This window comes from Frondihabitans australicus (assembly GCF_003634555.1).
In the GTDB taxonomy this organism is placed as follows: domain Bacteria; phylum Actinomycetota; class Actinomycetes; order Actinomycetales; family Microbacteriaceae; genus Frondihabitans; species Frondihabitans australicus.
Genome location: NZ_RBKS01000001.1, coordinates 2,311,077 through 2,322,226, shown reverse-complemented (window position 1 = coordinate 2,322,226; position 11,150 = coordinate 2,311,077). Strand labels below are relative to the sequence as shown.

10 protein-coding genes are annotated in these 11,150 nt (G+C 70.2%); 8 read left to right on the top strand and 2 right to left on the bottom strand.

Annotated elements, in window-relative coordinates:
• Positions 1 to 21 precede the first annotated feature (21 nt).
• On the bottom strand, positions 22 to 2,271 hold the full coding sequence (locus tag C8E83_RS10895) for a cell wall-binding repeat-containing protein (protein ID WP_147430151.1): 2,250 nt from the start codon (positions 2,269 to 2,271) through the stop codon (positions 22 to 24).
• 158 nt (positions 2,272 to 2,429) lie between these two features.
• On the opposite strand from C8E83_RS10895, the gene C8E83_RS10890 reads away from it, so the two are divergent.
• Genes C8E83_RS10890 through C8E83_RS10870 form a run of 5 tightly spaced genes read left to right on the top strand, consistent with a single transcriptional unit; the run spans position 2,430 to position 6,607 of the window.
• The gene (locus C8E83_RS10890) at positions 2,430 to 3,050 is read left to right on the top strand and encodes a nucleotidyltransferase family protein (protein ID WP_121369912.1); all 621 of its coding nucleotides are present in this window, start codon (positions 2,430 to 2,432) and stop codon (positions 3,048 to 3,050) included.
• A complete protein-coding gene (locus tag C8E83_RS10885) occupies positions 3,047 to 3,490 on the top strand; it encodes a hypothetical protein (protein ID WP_147430150.1) in 444 nt (147 codons plus the stop codon). The genes C8E83_RS10890 and C8E83_RS10885 overlap by 4 nt, the downstream gene beginning before the upstream one ends.
• A 51-nt stretch (positions 3,491 to 3,541) precedes the next feature.
• Positions 3,542 to 4,552 (top strand): ATP-grasp domain-containing protein, encoded by a 1,011-nt coding sequence (locus C8E83_RS10880; protein ID WP_121369910.1) that lies wholly within the window; start codon positions 3,542 to 3,544, stop codon positions 4,550 to 4,552.
• Complete coding sequence (locus C8E83_RS10875) at positions 4,549 to 5,655, top strand: LLM class flavin-dependent oxidoreductase (protein WP_121369909.1); 1,107 nt, start codon at positions 4,549 to 4,551, stop codon at positions 5,653 to 5,655. Before C8E83_RS10880 ends, C8E83_RS10875 begins: the two co-directional genes overlap by 4 nt.
• Positions 5,656 to 5,665: 10 nt before the next feature.
• Positions 5,666 to 6,607 (top strand): 4-(cytidine 5'-diphospho)-2-C-methyl-D-erythritol kinase, encoded by a 942-nt coding sequence (locus tag C8E83_RS10870; RefSeq protein WP_121369908.1) that lies wholly within the window; start codon positions 5,666 to 5,668, stop codon positions 6,605 to 6,607.
• A gap of 31 nt (positions 6,608 to 6,638) precedes the next feature.
• On the opposite strand, the gene C8E83_RS10865 is transcribed toward C8E83_RS10870, so the two are convergent.
• Positions 6,639 to 8,237: a glycosyltransferase family 39 protein gene (locus C8E83_RS10865; RefSeq protein WP_170159916.1), complete on the bottom strand. Its 1,599-nt coding sequence runs from the start codon at positions 8,235 to 8,237 to the stop codon at positions 6,639 to 6,641.
• On the opposite strand from C8E83_RS10865, the gene C8E83_RS10860 reads away from it, so the two are divergent.
• The 3 genes from C8E83_RS10860 to C8E83_RS10850 all read left to right on the top strand — a co-directional run bounded on the left by C8E83_RS10860 (position 8,179) and on the right by C8E83_RS10850 (position 11,145).
• A complete protein-coding gene (locus C8E83_RS10860; RefSeq protein WP_121369906.1) occupies positions 8,179 to 9,054 on the top strand; it encodes a ThiF family adenylyltransferase in 876 nt (291 codons plus the stop codon). The two genes, C8E83_RS10865 and C8E83_RS10860, sit on opposite strands and share 59 nt — an antisense overlap.
• A 202-nt stretch (positions 9,055 to 9,256) precedes the next feature.
• On the top strand, positions 9,257 to 9,991 hold the full coding sequence (locus C8E83_RS10855; RefSeq protein ID WP_121369905.1) for a response regulator transcription factor: 735 nt from the start codon (positions 9,257 to 9,259) through the stop codon (positions 9,989 to 9,991).
• Positions 9,988 to 11,145, top strand: coding sequence for a sensor histidine kinase (locus tag C8E83_RS10850; RefSeq protein ID WP_121371866.1), 1,158 nt, complete (start codon positions 9,988 to 9,990; stop codon positions 11,143 to 11,145). Before C8E83_RS10855 ends, C8E83_RS10850 begins: the two co-directional genes overlap by 4 nt.
• The last annotated feature ends 5 nt before the right edge of the window (positions 11,146 to 11,150 follow it).

Sequence of the window (11,150 nt, the reverse complement as noted above, 5' to 3'; positions counted from 1 at the left end):
TTCCTTGGGACGCACGAGGTCTCAGCACGCGGCGAAGTTCGCGATCTCGGTGGACAGCGACGGGGTGCCGCCCAGGAGGTGCACATTCACGCCGGGATGCGCGGAAAGCTGCTCGGCGAAGTCGTCCGGGAGACAGGTCGGCGGCACGAGCTCCATGGGGGAGTGCAGCGGTGCGGCGAGCTGGTCACCGGCGAGCGCGTCTGCCCAACCCTCTCCGGTCGTCAGGACGGCGGTCGCCGTCGTCGCCCGAGGGAACACCGAGTCGTTCCCAGCCTTGGACGTCTCGTAGCGATCCGAGCCCGAGATCCGTGCGACGGGTGCGATGGACGCTAGACCCTGTGCGACGCCGGTGCTGACCGAGGACTCCGATCCGACCACCGTGATGGACGTGACTCCCTCGTGACGGAGGTAGGCGGCGGTGGTCGAGTCGAGCGTCGACCGGGATCCGTCGACCAAGATCAGCGGCTCGTTCTTGAAGCTCGCCGCCGACACCGTCGCCAGCGCATCCGGGAAGTCGCGGCCGGTGGCGATCCAGACGTGCTTCAGCCTCGACCCGAAGAAGTCCGTCACCAGCGCGCGCGATGTCGCATAGCGGTCGGCACCTGCCACACGCTCCACGGGGATGTGCCCGTGGGTCAGGGTCTTCGCCTCGTCGGCGACGTGTTGGGAGATCGACGCCGTGCTGCCGACTATCACGATCTTGTGGGGGATGAAGTGGGTGATGTAGCTGATGACGGCATTCGGGAGCGTGGTCTTGGTCGTCAAGAGGACTTGTCCTCCCTCGTGCGAGGCGACCGGCCCCGCGCTCAGGGCGTCCGGGTACTCCTCGCCGCTGACGAGGAAGAGAGTCGAGGTGCGTCGGGAGTTGGCATCGAGAGCCGCGTACTCGGCGACGTCGACAGCGGTCGTGTAGCGGTCGGGCCCCGCGTGACGTGACACGGCCACCTGGCTGTAGCCCTCATTGAGGTCGAGGTGGTCGATGTCGCCCTGTCCGGAGGTCGCAGAAGGACCGGGGAAGTACAGGTCGTGGTCGCCCACGATCACGGCCTCGTCGGCGAGGAAGCCGTCGGCCCCCGGGTGGTACATGCTGACGGTCTTTCCCGCGGCGGCGTCCTCCACCTCACCGAAAGAGCTCCAGTCGACGGCGTACGGGTCGGGGTCGTTTATGCGCGGAGGGTTGCCGAAGTAGACCTTGGAGCTTCCCGGAATCGGGACGACGCCCTCGGCGATTCCGCCGATGGTCGACGTGGCCAGGGTCGTCGGGTCGATCGAGGTGACGTCGTAGCCGCCGCTGGCGATGATCCGACTGCCGTCGCCGGTCTCCTGGAGGACGTCCTCCTGAGTGTCCCGGAGCGTGATCGTCGACACGGGCCTGAGGCCAGGGGCAGTGAAGACACCCACTTCCGACAGATTGTTCGACTCGTTCAGGCTCGACACGAACACCCGGGAGCCGTCGGGGGAGACGAGCACGTTGCTCGGGACGATTCCTGAGAGGGCGGCCGTCGCGGTGACCGCTCCCGACGTCGAGTCCATGGCCAGAAGGGCCGAATCGCCGGACGCCTCTCCCGGCATGAAGCGCGCCGCGCCGTACAGGGTCGAGCCATCCACTGAAAGCGTCATTCCGTTCGGGTTGACGGCGGCAGACACGGACCTCGTCGTGATGACCGCTCCTGACGCCGGGTGCAGAATCGTGACCTCGAACGTGTACGCCTTCGTGGTCGCATCTTCTGAGAGCGTGGCGGCTGCCGCCGTCGAGCCATCAGGGGTGACGGCCAGCCCATTGTGTGCGGCGCCGGTCGGCAGCGCGGTCGTCGTCGAGACGCCCGTCGACGGGTCGACGTCGACGACGGTCTCCGGGTCTGCCGCGGTCCCGGAACCCGCGAGACCCACCAGGTGCCCCGTCGAGGTGAGGCGGAGCGTGGACACCACGTCGGGAAGGGTGATCGTGCGTATCACTTCAATCGTCTTCGGATCGATCACCAGAAGTCGGGTCGTTCCCGTCGGAGCGTAGATCACCGAGCCGTCGTGCGACGCGAGCAGCTGCGTCGGCTCGATCGGCAGGGCGTGGCGCGACGCGGTCGGGTACGTCGTCGACGTCTCGGCCGACGAGGTCGGCGCGGCGGGGGCGGGCGCGGCGGAGGCGGGGGCGGCACCGAGCGCGGTGACACCGGCCACGAGCAGCAGTGCCGCGGCTCCTGCGGCCACGGCCGGGTGAGCTCGACGAGTCTTCCGCGCGCGACGACGACCTGCGATCGGCTGTGATTCCCCCATGAGCAGAAATCTATGCGCAGAGTGCACGTTTCCGCGAGAGAGCCCGCGACCCCCGATGGGGGGTAGACAGTATGCGTCGGCGTGGCTCGATTTTGGGCCGTATGGCCCGAATTTGGGCCACATGGCCCGATAGTGAGCCGGTATGTCATACTTGATTCATGGAATTGTCGCGGTTGGGCGCCGACCTCATCGGCCCCTTGGAGTCGGTGATCCTCGACGTGCTCTCGCGCAGCAGCGGTCTGTCGTCGGGGCGGCAGATCGAGCGCGTCGGTGAGATCACGTCACACGCGGGCGCTCAGCGAGCGCTGCAACGACTCGAAGACATCGGGCTCGTGGTCGCGGTCATCTCACCCTCGGCCTACGCCTACTCCGTCAACCGCGAGCACGTGTTCTGGCCGGCGATCGAGGTGATCCTGGGGGCCACCCGGCGCATCGAGAGCGAGATCGTCAGGGTGGTGCGCGAGAAAGCAGGCGACGAGACCTCGGTCGCCGTCTTCGGCTCCTACGCGCGGGGCGAGGCGATCGTGACGAGCGACATCGATCTTCTCGTGGTTTTTCCCGACGATCTCGACGTCGATGCGTACGAGGCCACGATCGGCGAGCTCCACGACGTCATCGAACCGCTCACCGGCAATCTCGTGCAGGTGTTCGATGTCTCGAGGTCGACCCTTCTCGCGATGACGTCGGCGGGCGATTCACTCGTGGCTTCTCTTCGTCGCGATGCGCGCCTTCTGACCGGGCCGTCGATTCGTCCCCTCCTTCGCGAGGCGGCGGCATGAAGCGAGTACGCACGAGCGCTCTGCCGACTGCGGGTGTCGAGGTGCGGAGTGAGCATGCGCGCGCCTTCCTGGCGGTCGCGCAACTCGTCGTCGAATTCGGTGACGACGCCGACATCGGTCCGATCGGAAATGTCGTCGGCTCCCTCTCCGTGCTCTCGGGCATCGCCGCGTGCGACGCCATCTGTGGTGCTGTCCTCGGCGAACGCGCCTCCGGCGACAGTCACGGAGAGGCGGTGGACCTGCTCTCTCGTGCGTGCCCTGGGCGGCCTGATCTGGCGTCGCGCTTGCGGCAGCTCATCGAGGCGAAGACGAATACGCAGTACAGCCCGTTCAACGTCACGGAGGCCAAAGCCGCGGTCCTGTTGCGTGCCGCAGATCGCCTTGTGGCAGGCATGGAGGAAGAACTGGGCGCAAGGCGACGACACGGCGCCGCGACGTAGCGAACCGCAACACGCACGCCACACCCGGCACACGTGCCTAGGCTTGCCCGCGTGACCGATCAGCCCAGCAGCCAGCCGACGCCCCGCGTCTACGTGATCCACGAGAACCCCGAGTGGTTTCCGCCCCTCCAGCGCGCCTTCGACGCGGAGGGCGTGCCGGTCGAGGAGATCCTGCTGACCGACGGCGCGATCGACCTCACCGCCGAGCCTGCGCCCGGCATCTACTGGTCGCGCATGTCGGCCAGCGCCCACACGCGCGGCAACGAGCACTCGAAGGAGTACACGCGCGCCGTCCTGTCGTGGCTCGAGGCCTCCGGGCGCCGCACGGTCGGCGGGCGCGGCGTCATCGACCTCGAGGTGAGCAAGGTGCAGCAGCACGTCGCCCTCCAGAAGGCCGGCTTCGACGTGCCTCGCACGAGCGCGGTGTTCGGCACGCGCGACCTCGTGGCGACGGCACGGAGCTTCGGCGCCCCGTTCATCTCGAAGCACAACCAGGGCGGCAAGGGCCTCGGCGTGCGCCGCTGGGACTCCGTCGACGAGTTCGCCGCGTGGGTCGACGGGCCCGACTTCGAGTCGTCTCCCGACGGCATCACCCTGCTGCAGGAGCTCCTGATCGCCGAGCAGCCCTTCGTCACGAGGGCCGAGTTCGTCGGCGGGCGCTTCGTCTACGCGGTCCGCGTCGACACGTCCGGCGGAGCGTTCGAGTTCTGCCCGGCCGACGCCTGCGCTCTGCCCGGCCAGGGTCCGCTCTTCCAGCTGCGCGGCGAGACCCGCGACGGGAAGCCGATCGCCGAGCACGATCTGATCCTGCGCCTCCCCGCCTTCCTCGCCGAGAACGGCATCGAGATCGCCGGGGTCGAGTTCTCCGAGACCGTCGACGGTCGCGCCGTGATCTACGACATCAACACGAACACGAACTACAACCCCGACGTCGAGGCCGCCTCGAGCGTGTCGGGCCCGCGCAGCATCGCCCGATTCCTCGGCGATCTGCTCGAGGCCGAATACGGCCCGATCGCGCAGAGCACGGGGGCGCAGGAGCCGAAGGAACCGGTGCACGCATGAGATTCGGCTTCTGGACCCCGATCTTCGGCGGCTGGCTCCGCAACGTCGACGACGAGCAGATGCCCGTCAGCTGGGACTACATCAGGGAGGTCGTGACCACCGCCGAGCGTGTCGGCTTCGATCTCACGCTGATCCCCGAGCTCAACCTCAACGACATCAAGGGCACGGCCGCGCCGTCGCTCGAGGCCTGGGCGCTCACCGCGTCGATCGCCGCCGTCACGTCGAAGCTCGAGCTCATGGCCGCGGTGCGCCCCGGCTACCACCTGCCCGCCGTCACTGCGAAGCAGGCGGCGACCATCGACGAGGTGTCGGGCGGCCGCTTCACCCTCAACGTCGTCAGCGCGTGGTGGGAGGAGGAGTCGCGGCAGTACGGCGGCATCTTCTCGGAGCACGACGACCGGTACGCGCGCACCGAGGAGTTCGTCGCGATCCTGAAGGGCCTCTGGAACGAGACGCCGTTCGACTTCGACGGCTCGTACTACTCGGTGCGCAACTCGCACCTCGAGCCGAAGCCGCGCGTGCAGCCCCGCATCTACGCCGGCGGCGAGAGCCCGGCTGGCAAGGCCGCCATCGTCTCGTTCGCCGACGCCTACCTCACGCACGGCGGCACGGTCGACGAGCTGCGCGCGAAGATCGACGGCATGCGGTCGCAGCGCGCGTCCGCCGGCAGAGCGCCCTTCGAGGCGTTCGGCATGGCCGCCTACGCGATCGTGCGCGACACAGAGGCCGAGGCCCAGGCCGAGCTCGACCGCATCACCGACGTCAGCCACGGCGCCGCGTACGAGTCGTACCAGGACTTCATCCGCCAGTCGCACCTCGAGCACGAGCCCGACCTGCGCGACTACTCGGTGTCGAACCGCGGCCTGCGCCCCGGCTTCATCGGCACGCCGCGCCAGGTCGCCGACCGGATCCTCGAGTTCGAGGCGGCCGGCGTCGACACCCTCCTGCTGCAGTTCTCGCCGCAGGTGTCCGAGATGGAGCGCTTCGCCCGCGACGTCATCCCGCTGGTCCGCGCGGGCCGGCACGACGCCGACGAGGCGTTCGAGGGCGCAGGAGCAGCGGCACCGCCGACGCCGACACGGGAGCCTCTCTCCGCCGGGTAAGTTGGTTCCCATGACGTCCGTGGGGAGCCCGACCGTGGTCCACACGCGCGCCCCCGGCAAGATCAACGTCTTCCTCGCCGTCGGCGACCTGCAGGACGACGGCTACCACGAGCTCGCGACCGCCTACCAGGCGGTGTCGCTCTACGAGGACGTCCGGGCCCACGCCGCGAACGACTTCACCGTCCGCTTCACCTCGTCGCAGGCGGGGATCGACCTCTCCGGCGTCCCCACCGACGATTCGAACCTCGCGATCAAGGCCGCCCGGCTGCTCGCCGAGACCACCGGGTACGACGGCGGCGTCAGCCTCTCCATCGACAAGAACGTCCCGGTCGCCGGCGGCATGGGCGGGGGGAGCGCGGACGCCGCGGCGACCCTGCTCGCCTGCGACATCCTGTGGAACACGGGCCTCAGCCGCGACGAGCTCCTGCGCCTCGGGGCGAAGCTCGGGGCGGACGTGCCGTTCGCGCTCATGGGCGGCACGGCCGTCGGCACCGGTCGCGGCGACGAGCTGAGCCCGGCGCTCGCGCAGGGCACGTTCCAGTGGGTGCTCGCCCTCGCCGACTACGGACTCTCGACGCCCGAGGTGTACTCCGAGCTCGACCAGCACCGGCTTCGGCACCAGGGCGAGATCACGACGGTCCGCCAGCCGCGGGTCGACTCCGGGGTGCTGCAGGCGCTGCGGGCCGGCGATCCTGCCCGGCTCGCCGACGTGATGTACAACGACCTGCAGGCGCCCGCGCTGCATCTCGAGCCGGGGCTCGGCGAGGTGCTCGAGCTCGGCGAGCAGAACGGGGCGCTCGCCGGCGTCGTGTCGGGCTCGGGCCCGACGGTCGCCTTCCTCGCGCCCGACCTCGACGGGGCGCTCGAACTGCAGATCGCTCTGAGCGCCGCTCGGCTCGACGTCGTGCGGGCCACCGGGCCCGTGCACGGCGCGCGCCTGATCGCCGACTGAGCGGGCGAGTCGCCGGGCCGAGCGCCGCCGGCTATTTCGCGTAGCGGACGATGTTCACGCGCGTCAGGTGCCACTGGTTGATGACGTGGTAGCCCTCGGTGGCGAGCGCCTTCGTGACACTCGGCCGGAGGTCCTGCTTGTTGCTCGTGACGAGCCAGACGTACTTCGAGCCGTCGACGCGGTCGATCGTCTTCGAGAGGGGGTACCGGGTCTCCCAGAGCTCGCCGGTCTGCGCCGCCGGCGTCTTGAGGGTCACGTCGACCATGCCGGTGAACGCCGACGGGTACGAGTAGGCGATGTTGCGGGCCGACCCGGTGGGATGACGGCGGAGGTAGCCGTACACGATGGAGTCGACGACCCCCGGGCCGTCGGCCTTGCGTTCCGCGGCCCGCTCGGTCTTGACGAGCGAGGCGACCTGGGCCCACGACGAGTCGTCCTTGGCCTCGGGCATGCGCTGCTGCACCCATGTCGGCACCGAGAGCCCGAGCGCCGCGACGAGACCGAGCGCGATGAGAGGGCGGAGCCGGAGCGAGGTCAGGCCGACGGCCATGAGGATCGCGATCGCCGGGGCGGCCTCCGTCACGTAGCGCGGCGAGTAGAGCGGGTTCGACACGATCGACACGGCGATCAGGCCGAGGGCGGGCACGAGCAGCCACGGAAGGGCGACCTGGAGCACGTTGGGCTCGTTGTACCGGGCGCCCTTCCGCACCACGGCGACGACACCGACCGCGGCGAGCGCCCAGCCGAACCAGGCGAAGCCGTCGTTGCCGGTGAACCACTGCGTCACGAGGAACGAGTTCACGGTGGCGAGGCTGGGCTTCGAGATCCACCCGATCTGGTGCGATTCGCTCGACGACAGCTTCGCCAGGGGGATCAGCAGGAGCCCGGCGATGCCCGCCGACACGAGCCAGCCGCCCATCGCTGCCTTCCACGGGGTGGTGCGCGACGCTCTGCGGCTGCGGCGAGCCCAGAGCGCGAGGGCGATGCCGTGCGCGACGACGACGAGCGCCGAGTAGAGGAAGACGGCGGTGCTCAGCAGCGCGAGCACGCCGTAGAGAGTCCACCAGCGCCGATGCCGTGCACGGTCCGCGAGCGATCGCTTGCTCGCGTGGACGAAGACGAGCGTGAGTGCCGTCGCGAGGGCGGTGGCCGTGGCGTACGACCGGCCCTCGGTGCCGGCCCAGGTGATGCGGGGCAGGAGCACGAAGAGCAGCCCGGCGACGAGCCCCGTGCGCCGGTCGGTCAGCTCGCGGGCGAGGAGCACCACGAGGGCGGCGCCGACGCCGATCGCGACGGCGCTCGGGAGGCGGAGGCTGAACGGGGAGTACCCGACCAAGGCGAACCAGGCGTGCATGAGCGCGTAGTAGACGGCGTGCACGGCGTCGACGTGGTGGATCTCGGCCCAGAGCTCGCCGTAGGTGCGTTCGGCGGACACGACCGTGGCGGACTCGTCGTACCAGACGGACGGGACCCAGGAGAAGGCGACCGAGACGACGAGGCCGAAGACGCCGGCCAGGGCGGGATCGCCCCACGGCCGTGACCGGATCCGCTGAAGGCGACGCCACGCCCGGGTGGTCCGCCGCTCTACAGTGGGGAGAGCGATCGAGGTCGAGTCGAGGAGGTCGATCATCGTGACGCAGCCTCCTGGTTCGATCCTCTTCATCGGCGCAGGCGTACGTGCCTCCCCTGGTATCCAGTATGCCGTGATGGCCGGTGTCGGTTCCCTGGGAATCGTCGATGACCTCCCTGTAGACGGTGACGACGTGGCGTCCTCCCCGCTGTACCCCGAGTCGTCCCTCGGCATGCCGCGGGCGCGCGCCGCCGCCGACTGGGCGCGGTCGATCCGACCGACGATCGACGTGCACGTGCACCCCGTGCCGCTCTCCTCCGTCGACGACGTGATGCGTGTTCTGGACGTCGGCCGCTACGACACCGTCGTCGACTGCTCCGGTTCCGCCGAGACCGCCTCCCTCCTCGACAGGGCTCTCGATGGGCGCAGGATGCACCGGCTCCCGCCCGACCTCGGCATCCTGTCCGACGACCTGCCCCGCATCACGGCCGAGGCCCTCGAGGCCCGCCTGGCCGCGCGCTCGCGCGGCGACGACGGCTTCACGCTGCTCGACGTGCGAGAGCGCCCGGAGCACGACGTCGAGGCGATCGAGGGCTCGGTGCTGGCCGCCGGGTTCGGCACGACCAGCGCCGACGACCCCGGGATCGACTCGTCGCTTCCCGTGGTCGTGTACTGCTCGCGAGGACCGCGGGCCTCGATGGCGTGTCGGATCCTGCGGGCACGCGGCTTCGACGTGACGGTGCTCGACCGCGGCATGCTCGGCTGGAACCTGCGGCCGAGCGCCCTCGCGGGCGGACTCGTGGCGGGATCGGGTCGGGTTCCGCTGCCGCTCGGCGACATCGACGCAGAGGGGTTCCGGCCTAACCTGCACTCGTAGGCGGCGCCCTCGCCGTAGCCGGATCACGACGCCCGGCCGACCGCAGCGCGGATTGTCCGCTGCGGGTGGCCGGGCGTCTCCACTGATCCGGGAGTGTGTTCGGGCTGCCCGACGAAACGGTTTGGTCGAGTGACTTCTTACGAGATGCTCACGGATCCTGTGCTCGGAGGAATCTCGCGAGAGCAGCGGTCATCATTGATATATGTCGTTCACCCTCCCCGGCGCACCCGCCGCCGACGAATCCGCGGTCGGCCAGCGCAGCGTGCTCATCGTCGAGGACGACCCGATCGTCGCCGAGGTGGTCCTGTCGTACCTGCGGAAGAACGGGCACGTGGCCGGCGTCGTGACCGACGGGCTGAGCGCGGTGGCGCGGGTGCTCGACGAGCGGCCCGACCTGATCCTGCTCGACCGCATGCTGCCCGGCATCGACGGGCTGGAGGTCTGCCGTCGCGTGCGCGCCGTCACCGACGTGCCGATCATCATGCTGACGGCCCTCGGCGAAGAGCACGACCGCATCGGCGGCCTCGAGGCCGGCGCCGACGACTACCTCGTGAAGCCGTTCTCGCCCCGCGAGCTCATGCTGCGGGTCGACGCCGTGCTGCGCCGCACGTCCACCCCCTTCGAGCCGCAGGCGGTGGTGGCGGCGGGTTCGTTCCGCCTCGACACCTCGCAGCGTGAGATCTCGCAGGCCGGCCGACCGCTGGCCCTCACGGTGCGCGAGTTCGACCTCATGGCCTTCCTGATCCGCCACCCCGACCAGGTGTTCCGCCGCGAAGAGCTCCTCAAGGCCGTCTGGGGGTGGGACATCGGCGACCTCTCGACCGTGACCGTCCACATGCGGCGTCTCCGCGAGAAGATCGAGGCCGACCCGGGCGCGCCCGACCACCTGCTCACGGTGTGGGGCGTCGGCTACCGGTTCGCGCCGGGGGCGGCATGAACGGCCCGGGCGACGTCGTCCACGTGCTGGTCGAGGTGCTCTGCGCGGCGGCCATCATCGGGATCCTCGCGGTCGCGCTGCTCCGGGCCCTTCGACGCGCCTCGCTTCTGCTCCAGGTCGTCGCCGTCGCGGTCGCCTCTCTCGGCGCCCTCGTGGGCGGCATGGTCATCACCTGCCAGCAGATGTACATCTCGGCAGCCGATTTCCGCGTCTTCCTCAGCGTCGCCGCCATCGCGGGCGTGATCTCGGTCGGCCTCGCCGTGTTCCTGGGCGTCTCGCTGCTCCGCAACAGCCGCGACCTGATCGAGAAGGCGCGCAGGATCGGCGACCCCCTCGACCCGAACGCCCTCGGCGACGAACCGCTCCGCCACGCGTCGAACGAGTTCGCCGTGCTCGGCCGCGAGCTGGCCGCCTCCGACGAGCGCCTGCGCCGGTCGCGCGAGCGCGAGTCGCGCACCGAGGCCTCGCGTCGCGAGCTCGTGGCATGGATCTCGCACGACCTCCGCACCCCGCTCGCCGGCCTGCGCGCCATGGCCGAGGCGCTCGAGGACGGCGTCGCCGACGACCCGCAGCGCTATCACCGCCAGATGCTCGCGCAGGTCGACCGGCTCGGCGGGATGGTCGACGACCTCTTCCAGCTCTCGACGATCCACGCGGGCGCGCTCCGGCTGCGTCTGCAGACGCTCAGCGTGCGAGAGCTCGTCGCCGACCTGGTCGCTCAGCTCGAGCCCGTGGCCTCCGCCCGCGGCGTGCGGCTCGTCGGCCGCGACGTCGCCGACATCACCCTGGTGGCCGATCCCGACGAGCTCGCCCGGGCGATCGCGAACCTCGCGATGAACAGCATCCGGCTGTCGCCTCCGGGCGCCGAGATCGTCCTCTCAGCGGCTCCCGACAGCGACGCGTTCGTCGTGCTGTCGGTCACCGACGCCGCCGGGGGCATCCGCGAGGCCGACCTCGGCCGCGTGTTCGAGCCCGGCTGGCGCGCCACCGAGTCGCGAACGCCGGCGGAGGGGCCGGCCGCGTCGGGCGCGGGCTTCGGTCTCGCGATCGTCAAGGGCATCGTCGCCGCGCACGCGGGGCGCGTCGCCGTGCAGAACGTCGGCGACGGCTGTCGCTTCGACGTGTTCGTGCCGCGGGCGGCGCGCGCGGCCTGACGGTC